The 16,380-nt window shown below is 49.1% G+C and carries 15 protein-coding genes; 13 read left to right on the top strand and 2 right to left on the bottom strand.

Annotated features, from left to right (window positions below; all coding sequences use genetic code 11):
- Positions 1 to 61 precede the first annotated feature (61 nt).
- The 8 genes from PDUR_RS18335 to PDUR_RS28850 all read left to right on the top strand — a co-directional run bounded on the left by PDUR_RS18335 (position 62) and on the right by PDUR_RS28850 (position 10,458).
- Positions 62 to 598: a DUF6431 domain-containing protein gene (locus PDUR_RS18335; protein ID WP_052410173.1), complete on the top strand. Its 537-nt coding sequence runs from the start codon at positions 62 to 64 to the stop codon at positions 596 to 598.
- Positions 599 to 638: 40 nt separating this feature from the next.
- Entirely contained in the window at positions 639 to 1,991 is a 1,353-nt protein-coding gene (locus tag PDUR_RS18330) for a DDE-type integrase/transposase/recombinase (protein ID WP_042205201.1), read from the top strand.
- Positions 1,984 to 2,784: an ExeA family protein gene (locus PDUR_RS18325; protein WP_042205200.1), complete on the top strand. Its 801-nt coding sequence runs from the start codon at positions 1,984 to 1,986 to the stop codon at positions 2,782 to 2,784. The genes PDUR_RS18330 and PDUR_RS18325 overlap by 8 nt, the downstream gene beginning before the upstream one ends.
- Before the next feature lie 213 nt (positions 2,785 to 2,997).
- Entirely contained in the window at positions 2,998 to 3,657 is a 660-nt protein-coding gene (locus PDUR_RS18320) for an Imm43 family immunity protein (protein ID WP_042207579.1), read from the top strand.
- 227 nt (positions 3,658 to 3,884) lie between these two features.
- Positions 3,885 to 5,333 carry a hypothetical protein gene (locus PDUR_RS29885; protein ID WP_052410288.1) on the top strand — a complete coding sequence of 483 codons (1,449 nt, stop codon included), beginning with the start codon at positions 3,885 to 3,887 and terminating at the stop codon, positions 5,331 to 5,333.
- Positions 5,293 to 8,787 carry a DUF6531 domain-containing protein gene (locus tag PDUR_RS18315; protein ID WP_330217267.1) on the top strand — a complete coding sequence of 1,165 codons (3,495 nt, stop codon included), beginning with the start codon at positions 5,293 to 5,295 and terminating at the stop codon, positions 8,785 to 8,787. Before PDUR_RS29885 ends, PDUR_RS18315 begins: the two co-directional genes overlap by 41 nt.
- 223 nt (positions 8,788 to 9,010) lie before the next feature.
- On the top strand, positions 9,011 to 9,904 hold the full coding sequence (locus tag PDUR_RS18310) for a hypothetical protein (RefSeq protein ID WP_042207578.1): 894 nt from the start codon (positions 9,011 to 9,013) through the stop codon (positions 9,902 to 9,904).
- Positions 9,905 to 10,074: 170 nt separating this feature from the next.
- Complete coding sequence (locus tag PDUR_RS28850) at positions 10,075 to 10,458, top strand: hypothetical protein (protein WP_156130500.1); 384 nt, start codon at positions 10,075 to 10,077, stop codon at positions 10,456 to 10,458.
- Between the two features lie 132 nt (positions 10,459 to 10,590).
- Here PDUR_RS28850 and PDUR_RS18305 read toward each other — a convergent pair whose 3' ends face one another.
- Positions 10,591 to 11,385: an SDR family NAD(P)-dependent oxidoreductase gene (locus PDUR_RS18305; RefSeq protein ID WP_042207576.1), complete on the bottom strand. Its 795-nt coding sequence runs from the start codon at positions 11,383 to 11,385 to the stop codon at positions 10,591 to 10,593.
- 223 nt (positions 11,386 to 11,608) lie between these two features.
- Here PDUR_RS18305 and PDUR_RS18300 point away from each other — a divergent pair, with 223 nt between their 5' ends.
- The 5 genes from PDUR_RS18300 (at position 11,609) to PDUR_RS18285 (ending at position 15,542) form a co-directional block, all read left to right on the top strand.
- The gene (locus PDUR_RS18300) at positions 11,609 to 12,469 is read left to right on the top strand and encodes a helix-turn-helix transcriptional regulator (RefSeq protein ID WP_042207574.1); all 861 of its coding nucleotides are present in this window, start codon (positions 11,609 to 11,611) and stop codon (positions 12,467 to 12,469) included.
- Positions 12,470 to 12,607: 138 nt separating this feature from the next.
- Positions 12,608 to 12,736 (top strand): hypothetical protein, encoded by a 129-nt coding sequence (locus tag PDUR_RS30115; RefSeq protein WP_269079190.1) that lies wholly within the window; start codon positions 12,608 to 12,610, stop codon positions 12,734 to 12,736.
- Positions 12,727 to 13,362 (top strand): hypothetical protein, encoded by a 636-nt coding sequence (locus tag PDUR_RS18295; protein ID WP_042207573.1) that lies wholly within the window; start codon positions 12,727 to 12,729, stop codon positions 13,360 to 13,362. The genes PDUR_RS30115 and PDUR_RS18295 overlap by 10 nt, the downstream gene beginning before the upstream one ends.
- Before the next feature lie 197 nt (positions 13,363 to 13,559).
- Complete coding sequence (locus tag PDUR_RS18290) at positions 13,560 to 15,155, top strand: IS1634 family transposase (RefSeq protein ID WP_042207572.1); 1,596 nt, start codon at positions 13,560 to 13,562, stop codon at positions 15,153 to 15,155.
- A 123-nt stretch (positions 15,156 to 15,278) separates the two neighbouring features.
- Positions 15,279 to 15,542, top strand: coding sequence for a hypothetical protein (locus PDUR_RS18285; RefSeq protein WP_042207571.1), 264 nt, complete (start codon positions 15,279 to 15,281; stop codon positions 15,540 to 15,542).
- On the opposite strand, the gene PDUR_RS18280 is transcribed toward PDUR_RS18285, so the two are convergent.
- Positions 15,527 to 16,096, bottom strand: a complete 570-nt coding sequence (locus tag PDUR_RS18280; protein ID WP_042209491.1) for a cupin domain-containing protein — start codon at positions 16,094 to 16,096, stop codon at positions 15,527 to 15,529. The two genes, PDUR_RS18285 and PDUR_RS18280, sit on opposite strands and share 16 nt — an antisense overlap.
- Positions 16,097 to 16,380 lie beyond the last annotated feature (284 nt).

Below are 16,380 nucleotides of genomic sequence, written 5' to 3'. Positions count from 1 at the left end.
AGGCCGCACCGGAAATATCCTTCATCATTAGACATGGTCATTGTAACAGAGTATGCGCTGGTTGAAAAGATCCCTGGTGTTTTTCGTCAGGGGTGCGGAGGAGGTGCCCTGCCCGTGCTGCACAGAGAACCTGGAGATTATCGGTAGCCGGGAGCGGAAGGTCCGGGGTGGGGGTGGTGAGCTGCGCCAACTGGTGATTCGCAGACTCCGGTGTGCGGGATGCCGCAGGATTCACCATGAGCTCCCGGATCTACTCATTCCCTATAAACGGTACGATTCCCGTTGTATCGAACAGGCGGTCACGGAGCCGGAGGCGTCCGTGACCGCCTGCGCGGAAACCTCTACGTTACGGCGTTGGAAGGTCTGGTTTCGCGTGCTCTCTATCTACTTCATCCTCGTTCTGCAGGCGCTGGAGGCTCGGATGTCCGGCCTCGCTCCCGGGTCCCCCGAAGCTTCGGATCACCTGCGTATGACCTCCGCCCCCGCCTTTCGTCAGCAAGGACCCGGCTGGCTGGCCAGACTTGTCCGCCCCGTCGCAAACGCTCATTTGTGGGTACATACCCGTTTTGCCTATCTGTCCGCCCCGGCTCTACGGTAGACTCTCCTTGAGTTCATTTCAGGAAGGAGTTTACCGACCCATGAAAGACCAAAAGAAAGCCGAAGCCCTCGCCGCAGAGCGGATGCAGCTTCTCGCTCCCCTGCTTGCCGAAGGGCTGGACCCGGCCAAAGCCCGGGAGATGAAAGCGCAGATTTGTAAGCAAACCGGACTCTCCGAACGTACCTTGCGCCGGTATTTGGCGAGTTACCGGAGCGAAGGATTTACCGGCCTGAAGCCCAAAGGCAAAGGGCGGCAGCCCTCCGAAGAGATTCTTCCTACCGCCGTGCTCGAGCAAGCGATTCTCTTGCGCCGGGAGGTCCCCGGCCGCAGCGTCGCACAGCTCATTCAGATTTTAGAATGGGAAGGGCGGATTTCGCCGGGCCAAATTAAGCGTAGTACCCTGCAGGAGAGACTGACTGCCTGTGGCTACAGCTCGCGCCATCTGCGGATGTACGCCGAATCCGGGGTTGCCGCCAGACGCTTCCAGCAGCGCCACCGGAACCAGCTGTGGCAGTCAGACCTCAAATACGGACCGTATTTGCCCCTTGGCGAAAGCGGGACGATGAAACAGGTGTATCTGGTCGTGTTCATTGACGACGCTACAAGGTTTATTCTGCATGGGGAGTTTGTGCCGGTCATGGACCAGCGGCTGGTCGAATCGGCGTTTCGCCAAGCGATCCAGAAGTATGGGGTACCAGAAGCGGTCTATTTTGACAACGGCAAGCAGTACCGTACCCAAGCCATGACCCGGATATGTTCCAAGCTCGGAACCCGGCTGCTCTATGCGAAGCCCTACTCGCCTGAATCCAAAGGCAAGGTCGAACGGTTTAACCAAATCGTCGATTCGTTTCTGAGCGAAGTCGCCTTGGAGAAGCCGAAGACACTCGAGCAGTTGAATGAGCGCTTCGAGGTATGGCTCTCGGAGTGCTACCAGCACAAGCCCCACTCCGCCCTGCCGGACAAGCAAAGCCCGGAAACGGCGTTTCGGAGTGACAAGAAAGCACTGCGGTTCATGGACCCGGATACCTTGGCGGACGCGTTCTTGCATAGTGAAAAGCGGAAGGTCGACAAGTCGGGCTGCATTAGCTTCATGAACCGAAAGTACGAAGTGGGCCTGACGGTCATTGGCTGTACGGTCGAGGTGGTTTATGACCCGGCAGACCCCACGGAACTGACGATTGAGTATGAGGGACGAGCGCCGTGGCGGGTGCGCGAGATGGAAATCGGTCAGCGGGCGGGAACCCGTCCGGCGTTGCCGGAGCACCTGGGCGCATCTATGACCGACACGTCGAGACTGCTGGAGGCGGCAGAGCAGCGACACCAGCAGCGCAAACAGCGGGAAGCACCTGCGGTGACGTACCGCAGAGTGCAGGCGGAGGATGGCCATGTTTGAGTCCTTCTACGAGTTGCACCGTGCTCCGTTCTCCAGAGATCTTGCGGTAGACGAGTTATATGCGTCTGCGTCGCAGGAAGAAATGCTCGGGCGTCTGGCCTATGTCGCGGAACGCCAGTGGTTTGCCGTGCTCACAGGGGACTGCGGGACCGGGAAAACGACTACGATCCGGCGGTTAGCCAAGGAACTGGACGAGGCGCGCTTTAAGCTACTCTACCTGTCCGATTCGAAACTGACCCCGCGCCACTTCTACAAAGGGCTGCTGGAGCAGCTCGGCTGTGAGTCGAAATTTTACCGGGGGGATGCAAAACGGCAGTTACACCGGGAGATTGAACTCATGCGTGGGATTCACCGGCTACAGCCCGTGGTCGTGGTCGATGAAGCCCATCTGCTGGACCGGGAGATGCTGGAGGAACTGCGATTTCTACTAAATCTGAAAATGGATTCACAGAGTCCGATGGCCCTGATTCTGGTGGGGCAAAGCGAACTGTGGGACCGGCTGGGGCTGCAAGCCTATGCGGCGATCCGCCAGCGAATTGATATGCAGTGTTATCTTCCGCATATGGACCGGGCGGAAGTGGGGGCCTATATGAAGAGGCATCTGAGTGCAGCAGGTGCCGAGCATGAACTGTTTACGGAGGCGGCGATGGATGAAATCTACCGTTTTTCCAGCGGAGCCGCCCGGCTGGTGAACAAGCTCTGTACCCACGCGTTGATCTACGGCGCACAGAACAAGCACCGGATTGTGGACGACCATATGGTAAAGCGCGTGATCCAGGGAGAATTGTCATGATTCTCCCTGCTTTTCTATCCTACTGCGGACAGCATGGCCGTCAATAGCAGGACAGCTTACACCGTCAACCTCCGGTCATTATGGGTTAGCAGTAACAATAATAGACACAAAGCAGGCTAGAATATCTATACGAAAGCTGCAAATGGAACTAAAAAATAAAATCTGGCGTGGGGATATACCATTTAAACTGGTAGAGGGGTGCAAAAAATTATCATGACGGTACAGTCATTTTATGCGATGGAAAAAAAAAGTGGTAGAGGCGTCCCCATTTTTTTGAATGCAGTATTAGCAGAGGAATATAATCAAAAAAATCCAATGCCTGACATGGACTATGAGTGGAATTTTAGTTCTGGAATACGCAAAGTAAATTTTCCGGATCATTTGTTCTTAATATGCAATGAAAGATTATTGATTTTTGATTATTATCCTCATTTTGATGGTTTTATCGTTTCCAATGAGTTTCTAAAGGTATTTCGTGGTTATTCGTCCATGGAGGGATATCAATTAGTTCCATTAGAAACGTTGTCATGGAAAGGTAAAAAGATTACAGAAAAAAAGTATTATTATTTATTTCCTTATAAAGAAGAAGATTGGGTAGATTTTCAGGCTTCTAAATACGTTGTAGAGAAAGGAGAGACTGTAGAAGATATTATTAGTACTGGTGGTTTGTTTATAAAAAAAATTGAAAAAATTATATTAAAAGAACCAGAAATAGACAAAGAAGTTTTTACTCTAAGAGGTTCAACACTGACTAACTATCTATTTTGCAGTGAAATCTTCAAGAAGGAAATTGAAAAAGAAAAACTAGTCAGTATTGATTTTATACCGCTAGAGCAGTTTCCTGACTACTACAATAAGAAAAATTTATTATGAACCAATAAATCTGTGGATTAGATAAATTTTGTGAAAAGCTATCTTGATAAACAGATACGCACAGGTCTATTTTATGCGGATAGCATGAGATAGGCCTGTTTTTTATCTTTTTTAAATTATTGTATCCCGGCGGCCAATTCCTTTAAATCGATGCCTTTGAGCACGGAGCTTCGATTGGCGATCTGCTGCTCCAGTACGAAGAGACCGACTGGGATTTTATTCAGCGGGTGGCTTCCCATGCGGGGGCCGTGGTGACGCCGGATGTCAGCACCCATGAGCCGAGGGTATGGATCGGCACGCCGACGGTAAAGCAGCAGGTGAAGCTGGAAGAAGGATTGTACCGGATTGAGCATGACGTAGAGTCGTTCCTGACCGCTGTGCAAACGGGGGTCGAGGGCTTCCAGGAGCAGGACTTTACCCGCTTTACGGTGCGAATGGATCAGTGGCTCGAGCTTGGGTCCGAAGTAGAAGCGGCCGGACGCCGGTTTGTGGTCGCGGGGGTAGAAGGCCAACTGAACAAAGGGATGTTGGAGTTTACATACTTGTGTACGACGCCCGCAGGACTTCGCCAAAATAAGCGCTACAACGAAAACCTGGCAGGATTGGCCATGGAGGGGCGCATCCTCGCCATCGGAGTCAAGAAAGCGAAGGTGCATCTGGATATCGACGAAGACCAACCGGAGCAGGAAGCGGTCTGGTTTCCATATTCCTCCCCAACGAGCCACATCTTTCACGCCATGCCGCCAATCGGCTCGAGGATCAAGCTGTATTTCCCGAGCAATGAGGAAGCGGACGCGATGCTGATCCAGTCGGTCCGCACCCCGTTCTCCCCACAAGGGGAGGCGGCGGAGAAAGCAAACAAGAAAATGGCCGACTCCACCGTCAAATCGTTTGCTACCGGCGGGGGGAAGGAATTTGAGCTGGGAACGACAGATATTTCGTTTACGGCGAAGGAAGGCGCGCTATTCGTCACCATCGGGGAAGAAGGCGGCATCACGCTGCAAAGCGACAAAGACATCGTGTTGACGGCGGAACAGGAGCTGGCCTTTAGCGAGCTGAAGACGTTTCGGGCGGAAGCGGAAGAAGAGCTGTGGATCGCCGGCGGACAAAGCAGCCTGATCTTAAACGACACGACCGATGTGACAGGGCCGGAGGTGACGATGGAGGGAAGCGAGCGGCAATCCTTCGAGCCCTTAAGCAATCCGGAGGCGGAGCAAGCCAAAAGCGACAAGGAGCGGGACGGCTTCCTGGAGAAGCTGGGCACCGCGCTGGATGTACTGAGCATGGTGCCGGGACTTGGCGTCATCGCGGGAGCGGCAAGCGCGATCGTGAGCCTCTGCCGGGGCGACTTTTTCGGGGCGGCGTTATCCATCGGCACGATGCTGCCTTTCGGGGGCGCGGCGTTTGGCGCAGCGAAGCTGGCGGCGAAGGGTGCGGCGAAGGTAGCGGCCAAGGCGGCGGTGAAAGCAGGAGGTAAGCTTGCGGGGAAAATGGCCGGGAAAATCGGCCGGGCCGCAGCAAAAAAGGGCTGTTCTGTTCGGCAAAAACTCACTGAACAAAGTGCTGACTGGAGCGCGGAAGCTGAAGGGCCAGGCCGATGCCTTGAAGGACCTGCTGGCCAAGAAACTGACCGCGATGCAGCAGAAGCTGGCGGAGAAGAGCAAGGCGCTGCTTGACAAGGCGCTGGAGAAATCTGGCGCGAAGAAGGCGCTTACCAAGTTCAACCATAAAGTGTTGAAGAAATTCGAGTGTACCAAGGGCCTTGGGGACCGTTTCTGTAAATGGGGCTTCGAACCGGTCGATCTGATCACCGGACGGATGATGAGCGAGGCGACCGATTTTGCCTTTCCGGGTCCGCTGCCGCTCCAATGGGATCGGCGCTGGATCAGCGACAGCGGTCACCGGGGCTTGCTCGGTCATGGCGTGCATCACAGCTTCGATATGCGGCTGGAGGTGCTGGACGACTGCATCGGCGTGCTGTTAGCGGATGGGCGAGCAGCCGGATTTGAGCGCTTGCACCGGGGCTTGATGGAAACGCGGAACCCGAAAGAACGGCTCACCCTGCGCCGCGAGGGAACCGGATATGCGATGGTGGAAGAAGAAAGCCGCCTGACGTATGTCTTCGAGTCTGTGATCGCAGTCAATCGTCCAACGGGAGCGATGAAGACGGCAGAGGTCCAGCGCAGGACAGCAGAAGAGTCGCAGGAGATACGGGGCCTTGGGTATCGCATAAACAAACCGCTTCCGCAGAAAGGTGATGTTCAGCAGGCTTCACCGCAGGAGGAAGCAGCCAGGCCGTACCGTCTGACCCGCATCGAGGATGAGTTTGGCCGTCGGATTGTCTTCACCTATGATGCGCGCGGCTACTTGCAGCAGGTAACCGACAGCGTAGGCCGGGTGCTGGAGATTAAGACCGACGAAGCCGGACGGATCGTGAAAGTCATCCATGTGTACCACCCCCATCCAAACAACGCCTCCAGTGAACAGCGCGAGGTATTGGTGCAGTACCGGTACAACGAAGCCGGCGATCTTGCTGCGGTGACGGATGCGCTAGGACAGACGACCGAGATGTTCTATGACGGGCACCTGATGCTCAGGAAGAAAGACCGCAACGGATACAGCTTCCACTGGCGCTATGACGGCCCGACAACAGGAGCGCGCTGTGTCCATACGTATGGGGACGACGGACTCTTGGAAGGACGAATCGCCTACCATGACGGATGGAATGAAACGACCAACAGCCAAGGGTATGTGACAAGGTATGACTATACCCCGGAGTATTATTGTACCCGGGTCGTCGATCCGCTAGGCGGTGTCGTGGAATATGCGTACAGTGAGCTGGGGGAAGTGGTGAGCGAAACAGATGCGGATGGCCGAGTGACGCGGTATGGGTATGACGAGTTCGGACGGCTGGTTGAGGACATACAGCCGGATGAAGGCATATGGCGCTTTACCTACGACCCAGCCGGACGGCTGGCGCAAGTGACCGACCCCGAGGGCGGCATCCGAACTTGGAAATACGACGAACAGGGCCGGGTTAGCAAAATAACGGGGGCCGACCAAACGGCGACCCTCTTTGCCTATGACGAGCGTCATCGGATCAGCGAAGTGAAGAGCCCGCAGGGCGCGGTAACGAAGCTCGCCTATGATGAGCAAGAGAACCTGATTCAGGTCACTCTGCCCGATGGTACAAGCGGGAAGTGGACGTACAACCATCGAGGGGAATGTGTGCAGGAGACGAATCCGCTCGGAGCGAAGCAAACGTTTGTGTACGATGCGCTGGGGCGGGTCGTGCGCGCCGAGCTGCCGGACGACAATGTGATCCGGCTGCAATACAATGCGTATGAGGAAGTTGTGTTGGCAGAAGATAACCAGCACCGCGTAGCGTTTGGCTATACCCCGCTTGGGAAATTGACGTGGCGCGAAGAAAAGGGTAAACGCATCGAGCTTGCCTATAACAGCGAAGAAGAACTGACCGAAGTGATCAATGAGCGCGGCGAGCGCTATGTGCTGGATCACGATGCAAATGGAAACATCGTTCGCGAAACGGGATTCGACGGAATCCAAAGACAATATGTACGAAGTCCAGGCGGTTTATTGCAGAAGGTGGAACGACCAGGCGGCAGATGGACGGCTTACAACCATGACCTCATGGGCCGCGTGACCAAAGCGGAATACAGTGACGGCCTGGTGGAGATGTTCGGGTATAACCGCATCGGGGAACTAATGGAGACCAACAACCCTTTCACGACCGTCAAGCTGGAGCGTGATACGGCGGGTCGTGTGGCCAGGGAATGGCGCGATCAGCATTGGATAGCCAGCCAATATGATGAAGTGGGTAACCGGACGGTAGTAAGCAGCAGCCTGGGCGCTCATATCACCATGGATCGTGATCTATTGGGGCAAGTAAGTCGGATGCAGGCCCAGCGGGACGGCGGGAGCAACGCTTCTTCGGGAATGGATTCCCCATGGACCGCCCACATGACCTACAATGCGCTGGGACAGGAAATCGAGCGGCTGCTGCCCGGCGGCGTGGTCAGTGAGTGGCGGTATGATGAAGCCGGACGGCCTGAGCAGCACAGCGTCAAGATAGGCGGACGAGAAAGCCGCAAGAGAAGATACGAATGGAACGTCAACTACCGTCTGAAGTCGATGGTGAACGAACTGACCGGACACAAAACCCAGTATAACTATGATGATTTCGGCAACCTGATCGGCGCAACGAATCCCTTCGGCAAGATCTTCCGCATGGCCGATGATGTGGGCAACTTGTACAGCAGCGGCCACAAAACCGACCGGGCATACGGTCCGGGCGGACGTCTGCTGGAATTTGAAGGAACGCATTACAGTTACGACGAAGAAGGCAATCTGGTTGAGAAAATCGAGCCAGACGGCACGCATTGGCGCTACGAATACTACGGCAACGGCATGATGAGCAAAGTCGTGCGGCCCGATGGCAAAGAAGTGACGTTCACGTATGACCCGCTAGGAAGACGGATCGAAAAAGTGTATGATGGGGTCAAGACATTCTTTGTGTGGGATGGGAATAATATCCTGCATGAGTGGAAAGAAGAACAACCGGAAGAGCTTACCACATGGGTGTTCGAAGACGGCACGTTCAGCCCAGCAGCGAAACTAACAGCCGAAGGTCAGTACAGCATCGTCACGGACCATTTAGGAACACCTGTGGAGATGTACAGCGAGACAGGCGAACGGGTCTGGGCGTGTGAGATGGACATCTACGGGAAGGTTCAGAATTTTGAACTCCAAGGTCAGCGTGGCGCATGTCCATTCCGTTATCCCGGACAGTATGAGGATGACGAAACGGGGCTGTACTATAACCGTTTCCGCTACTATTCGCCGCATGAGGGCATGTATACTCAGAAGGACCCGATTGGGCTCAATGGCGGGATGGTGTTGTATGGGTATGTACATGATCTGAATAGCTGGATTGATCCATTTGGTTGGATAAAAGCGCCTGCCTCATTACCAAAAAAATCAGGTATATATATTTTAGTAAGTGAATTATTAGGTCAATCATATGTTGGAAGTAGTATTAACATGTTTGAGAGGATTTCTAATATCGGCCATGGCAAAGCTCAAAAACTTTTAGCCATGAAGACGTTATAGTTGAATTTGTTGAGGTTGATTTGGGTACTGCGAATAAATGGAAGAATATTAATCGTATTTTAAGGCACTTTGAACAAATCGAATACGAGAAACAACTTCGTGGGGGATTCGATATGTTAAACGATGAAAAGAGGCCTCCTGAAAGTAAAAGAAAAAAACAAAGAAATATTGATGAAATTAAAAAGCACGGAGCTTCATCAAAACCTAGAGTGAGGTGTAAAACATGATAGATTACTTCGGAAAATTACGTAACAACTATCTGTTGCCTAAGGGTTCGAAAATTTTGCTCGGGGACAAAGAATTGCTTCGAGATGGTTTTATTCACTTAAATGAGGAAGAGCTTATAGAGAGATTAGATGAATTAAAGCCATCTGCACTCTGGGTGTGGGAAGAGAACAGTGAAGCTGTTCGAGGCTACTTGACTAAATTTCTATCGAATGTATATTCTCTTCAATCTATACGGCTTTGCAACGATTATTTACCTCTAGAGGTTTTGCTTTCTGCAAATGTTAAAGCGATAAGTATTCTGGATTTTTTTAACAAGGAACTTCTGAATAGATATAAAGAATTTACATGGAGTTCAGATCATATTCTACCAAATATTGAATTTTTTAGTTTTCTTGATTTTGATGAGAGGTATGATTTAGGAGGGATTTCGCCAATTACGTTTCCAGCATTGCAATGGATTGAGTGCTATATAGATAAGAAAGGGAAAACGCTGGATACCTTGCGAGGTTTTGCTCACTTAACAACGGCTCATTTACATTATGTCCGAAAGCATGATGTGTTTTCCGCCCTGCAGGACTTAGATCTAAAGATGCTAAAGCTGGGGGGATTTGATCAAGGGTTTTCGTTTGAAAAAATAGGTGAAATCTCTAGTTTGGAAGTACTGCACATTAATGGTTATCGTGAATACTTGGATCTACAGTTAATTGTAGATTTACCATTGAAAGAAGTTTATTTTGTGAATTGTACAAGAATGGAGCATTCGGAAGTCTTACTTCAAATTCCGACTCTTGAGAGCATTCATATCATTGATTGTAAAAAACCTTTATCGGAAGAAGTGAAAGAAGGTTTAAAAGAGAAGTTTCCGTTAGCAGATATTGATTTCCAATAAGCTACAATTATTTTGATAATCTTATAAAACAGGTCTATTTTATGCATGCTCGCATGGGGTAGACCTGTTTTTTTATACAGCAAACTGCTCACCTATATAGAATCAATAATAATGTATGACTTAAAGGCAATTCCAAAGCTTTCCTTTCCGGTATCCAGGTCAGTAAAAGGTTGAAAAGAAACAGAACTGTATTACAATCTTCACCGCACGAGGGAATGCACACGCAGACGGACCTGATTGTATTTCACAGCGGAATGGTACTATTCGGTTATGTGCACGATCCGAATGTGTGGGTTGATGTGTTTGGGCTATTAAAAGAATTTGAAATAGCCCCTTATGGTAGTTCGCTGCATTTAAAGGATGGATATTCAGCTTATGAACTTTTGCAAAATGCCTGGTTGAAGCATAATTCAGGTGTTACTCGTGGTACTGGACAATTGTCAAGAAAAAATCCAGCAATAGCGTTAGTTGAAAAGCCACTTCATAAACGAATATATTCATTACAAAGTAAATATGGTCTTTTAAAGGGGTATTCGGATTTTGTGGTGGAATGAGCGAAAGCCGAAATCCAGTATTTTAAGAAAATGGTTACGGGAAAAATGGTTTACTAAAAAAAAGCCCTACATCCATTTTGAGGACATAGGGCTGTGTGGTTCTTATGGGATTAACATTGTAGATCCATAGGATCACGCCCTTGCACCACCGTCAACCGGTAGTACGACTCCTGTCACATAGGAGGCACGATCGCTCAGGAGCCAAGCAGCCGCCTGCGCCACCTCATTCGGATCGGCGGCGCGTCGAAGAGGTGTAATGGAGTTAAGTTTTTCGAGAATTGTAGGATCTTGAGAAACCCATCTCTGGATCATCTCGGTCATGGTGGTGCCAGGTGCAACAGCATTTACGCGAATGCCCATAGGTCCGTACTCAATAGCGGCAGTTTCGGTGAGACTATTGACCGCCCGTTTGGCTGCTCCGTACGCAGCCAGACCCGGATTGCCTCTAAAGCTACCGACGCTGCTGTTATTGACAATAGCTCCGGAACCGGCAGTGCTGAGAATGGCCTTGATTTCGGCAATCATCGATAACCAGACTCCCTTGTAGTTCACGGAGTGGTTAAGGTCGAAGTTTTCTTCCTTTTCATCAATCATCGGTGATAAGCCGATGGCAATACCAGCGTTATTGAATGCGATATCGAGGCGGCCATGCCGCTCGACCGTCGTCTGGACCGCCTGTTCGATACTTTTCGCGTCTGCAAGATCGGCTATAACGTAGTCGGCACTTCCGCCTTCCGCTGTAATTTCATCCACTACTTTGCGCAGATCCGATTCCGTTCTCGCGACAAGCGTCACTGTGGCACCCTCCAGCGCGAACTGCTTGGCCGCGGCGGCGCCGATTCCCCGGCTGGCACCTGTAATCAGTGCCACCTTATTGGCCAGCAATTGTCCCGTGGCGTTTGAGTTATTGGGATGTATTGTTGTCATATGAATTCTCCTTTTTGCCGTATTGTTAGATTGTATCAGAGTTACCGCAGTATTGATGTTTTATTTGTCATTTTTGAAGGAAATGTCGGTCCGTCCATTTATCCCCCCAAGCTTCTTGTTAGATTGATTCACTTGCTATGCATGAGTATACTTATTAAAAAACCTTAAGACTAGAGGTTGCTTAATCATAGGTTTCTGAGTACTAGGATGAGGAGGGGTTGAGATGAACGATAGCGAGCGTCGCTCTGCTCTCGGTGATTTTTTACGTAAACGGAGGGCTTGCCTTTCTCCTGATGATGTTGGATTACCACATGGCACTCGCCGCCGAACACATGGGTTACGCCGCGAAGAAGTAGCACAGCTTGCAAATATCGGCACCTCTTGGTACATGTGGTTGGAGCAAGGACGTGATGTACATCCCTCGGTGCAAGTGCTGGAAAGTCTTGCTTTGGCTCTCAGACTCAGTCCCAATGAACGCCGTCATCTTTTTCTTCTCGCCGGAGAATCGCTGCCTCCTCACTTGTTTCCTCCCGAAGAAATTATCGAACCAGCACTCCAAAGGATGTTAGATGACCTCAATCTGACTCCTGCATATGTCTTAGGAAGACGGTGGGACTTTCTGGCATGGAATAAAGCTGCAAATGAGGTTTTCTCTATTTCCCAACCGTCGCCGCCTCATGATTTCAATTTAATCTGGCGTCTTTTCACCAGCCCAGCAAGGAAGGAACGCTTTCGAGATTGGGAACAGCTCGCACGGGGGGTAGTAGCGGAGTTCCATACTGCAAGAGCTCGCTATGTTGAAAACTCGTCGTTCGAGGGATTAATCGAAGATCTTAAACGGGAAAATCCTGAGTTTAACCAGTTATGGCCGCTTCACGAAGTTCCCAGTTCTCTTGAAGGACATAAAGAAATGGAACATCCTATAATGGGACACTTGGAGTTTGAGCATATTACCCTCCAAGCCCCCAATGATCCCGATATAAGAGTGATGATTTACACGCCTCTCACAGTAACAAGGGTAAAACTGGAAAGATATCTGTCAACGGTTACAGGAACCACTTTTCTCGATCTCCATAATTGTTAGGGTTGGGTACAATACTGGAAATTATAATCCTAATTCCCACCATAAAATCCGAATAACCTTTTAAAGAAAGATGTATTAACTAAGCAAAGCGCTCTAAAAAATATTAATCGTAATGCCGCAATTGCAAGGCGCGCAATTATGGAAGGATTAATAGAGAGGGGAATGGATCCTTTGGAAGCAAAAGCATTTGCTACTGATAAAGTAATGGATTTAAGAAATCAAGCAATTGCACATGCAAAAGCACATGGATTCATAAAATGTCCATGACTAATTTCAAGAAAGTTTTCGAAGAAAGAACCCAGTGTATGGTTTTTCAAGCAAGCCTGCCTATTGAAACTTGCACAAGTTGGATAGGCGGAAGAGCGCCATTGTTCTTTGACGACAAGTCTGAAATAGTAAACAAAAATGGAAACAAACATTATTTTTATTTAAGTTTGGTTAATCCATTTGAAAGTAGCCGAATGTTTTCCGTTTTCATCCCCTCTGATTTTGAGGAGTATCTAGAAAACAATATTTATCCCAATTGTTCGATTCAGGTTATTGAGCATCCAACGACAACAGAAAGCACCAAAGATTTTTTTAATCACCCAGGACTTATAAAACATTCCATTACAGATGGTGAACTAATCAACGACAAAGAATCTAGGGATCAATCTTTTCTCATTAAATTTGGTGGAGCCCCGAGACTTATTCAAGATAAGGAGTACTATTTTTCGAAAATAAGGGAAGACTCATTTGATTTTTTGTTCCAAGTAGATGAAGATGGTTATCCGGATGCTCTGCTTAAAGGGAACTACAATTATCCTTTTGGTTTTGGAGCTTTGTATATATTCGCCCAAATAATAAGTGATGAGATCCAAAATCCAGTTGCAGGTTTTTGGCAATTTTCGTGACTCTTCAGCATAATCCAGAAATATCAATGTACCTGTATTAGTTAAAATTTATGAAGGTCTACTTTGTACCTGCATTCCCGCGAAATTATAACGAGGAATCTGTGAAAACCTTGTAGCCTCGGGCTTTTTTATCGAAAAACCTTGGCAAATCTCCCCATTCCACGTTATAATTATAACGTGGAATGGGGAGATTACACATGGCATTGGTCTATCTGAAGAATAAAAAGAACGGCATTACATACGTCTACGAGTCCGAGAACTACTGGGATAAAGCCAAACAACAATCCCGCAGTCGCCGCGTTTGCATTGGCAAACTGGACCCGCATACCGGTGAACTGCTTCCATCCAAAAGACTTGCGGAGCCAGAACCCGCACGCAAGCCCGGCCCTGTTCCTGCAACCGAGACGAAACGTCTCTACGCTGGGGCTACCTATTTGCTCGACGCCATCGGGGATAAGCTCGGCATTACGGCAGACTTGAAACAATGTTTTCCTGAATGCGATAAACAGCTTCTATCCATTGCCTTCTACTTGATTTTGGAAGATCATAACCCGCTGATGCGATTTTCCAAATGGGCATTGACCCATTGTCATCCGTATGGGAAAGAGATTCCGTCCCAGCGCAGCAGCGATTTCTTTGCCTCGATTACCGAAGAAGCCCGTGAACGCTTCTTTCGTTTACAGAGCCGCCGCCGAGCCGAGCAGGAATATTGGGCATACGATACCACGACGTTATCCAGCTACTCCGAAAGCTTGAAGCAAGTCAAATATGGGAAGAACAAGGAACACGATCTTTTGCCTCAATTGAATTTGGCTTTGTTATTCGGGGAACAGTCTAATTTGCCTTTCTATTACCGCAAGCTCCCGGGCAACATTACGGATGTCCAGACGATGAAAAAGCTGCTGGCAGACTTGGATTTCTTTACGTACAAGAAGATCAAGCTGGTCATGGATCGCGGATTTTACAGTGAGGCGAACGTCAACGCGATGTACCAGCATCATCTTAAATTCCTCATTGGGGTACGTGTCACACTGAAATACGTGCAGCAGGAACTGGAAGCCGCGAAGCCGCAGTTGCACAAATGGGAAACCTTCCATCCCGATCATAATTTGCATGCCTACTCGACTACGATCACCTGGCAGTATGAGCAGAGTCGGCCTTACAAAAAGGATGTGGTGAAAGAAGAGCGCAGGGCGTATCTGCACCTGTACTTCAACAAAGAAAAAGAAGCGGATGAGGCAAACAAGCTCAATCGGTTGCTGACCAAGTTGAAGCAAGAATTGGAGAGTGGAAAACGCGATCCTGCCCATGAAAAGATGTATGCCAAATACTTTGAAGTGAAGGCCACGCCCAAACGTGGAGTGAGCATCAAGCCCAAACAGGAAGCGATCGATGCAGCGGCGAGCAACAATGGGTATTTCGCGCTTCTCAGCAATGAGATCAAAGATCCGATCCAAGCGTTGTCTACCTACCGTAATAAAGATGTGATTGAGAAAGCATTTGGAAATTTGAAAGATCGCCTCAACTTTCGCCGGATGGAGGTTTCTTCCGAGCGGAGCTTGGACGGAAAACTGTTTGTCGAGTTTGTGGCCCTGATTTATTTGTCTTACATCAAGAAAGTCATGCAAGAGAAGCAATTGTTCCAGCGATATACCCTGCAGGGACTGCTGGATGAACTCGATGTCATTGAATGTTATGAACGGCCGGGATGTGAGGTGCAATTTGGCGAGATCACCAAACGGCAAATGGAACTTTATGAAGCCTTAGAAGTGCCGCCCCCAACCTCGTTATAATTTTGGCGGGAATCCAGGTTTGTAGAGAGCGTACAAAGATAGACCTTTTTCTTTGAGCACGGAGCTTCGATTGGCGATCTGCTGCTCCAGTACGAAGAGACCGACTGGGATTTTATTCAGCGGGTGGCTTCCCATGCGGGGGCCGTGGTGACGCCGGATGTCAGCACCCATGAGCCGAGGGTATGGATCGGCACGCCGACGGTAAAGCAGCAGGTGAAGCTGGAAGAAGGATTGTACCAAATTGAGCATGACGTACAATCGTTCCTGACCGCTGTGCAAACGGGGGCTGAAGACTTCCAGGAGCAGGACTTTACCCGCTTTCCGGTGCGTATGGATCAGTGGCTCAAGCTTTCATCCCCATCAATTATTTCTCACTCGGTTAAATAGTAATGTCGGTTTTCTTCCGCAGACATGGCAATTGCTTTTGTTTCATGAACCGTACCATATGGATGCTGAGGCGGCGCATAGATAACGTAAATTTTTAGTGGAGTATTACCCGTATTAGTTACGTTATGCCATTTTCCGGCAGGTATCATAATAGCATAGTCATCATAGGCCATTTCTTGAAAATCTAATCTATCTTTGCTATCACCCATTTGAACAAATCCCTGACCTTCTTCAATACGTATGAATTGATCAGTTGTCGGATGAACTTCTAATCCAATGTCATCTCCAACATTAATACTCATCAGAGTGACTTGAAGGTGTTTCCCTGTCCATAAAGCGGTGCGGTAAGTATTGTTTTGCTTAGTGGCTTGATCAATATTCACCACAAACGGCCTTGATCCATAATCTCCTAATTTAATGTTTCCATAATAAGGACTCCAGTTGCTATTGTACCGATTGTAATGTTGAGGATTCCAATCATAATTCCAGTAATTTCCATTCCACTTGTTATGCATTAGATGCCATGGATTATGATAGCATGCTTTAAGGTACATATTCATTCCTCGCCTCTCATGATTTCATTGTTTACCTTGTATCCTATGCAGTTGCCTATTCAAAGGAATGTTAAATAGGCAATAATGGGCAAGAGCCTAAAAAAGACGACAAGTGAAATACAAACAATTGATCCTGAATTGCGATATTAGCGATTAGGTATCATGGCAACTGCACATTATTCAGAACTGTTCTCTGTGACCATCCGCTGGCGGAAAACTGTACATACAAAGTGAACCTATACAATTTATTTTTCCATATAGTCTACTGTCATGCGTTAGTAAGT

It is taken from the genome of Paenibacillus durus, from assembly GCF_000756615.1.
GTDB classification, from domain to species: Bacteria; Bacillota; Bacilli; order Paenibacillales; family Paenibacillaceae; genus Paenibacillus_AQ; species Paenibacillus_AQ durus.
Note: the sequence above shows the minus strand (reverse complement) of the source record. Positions and strands in the feature narration are given on the sequence as shown.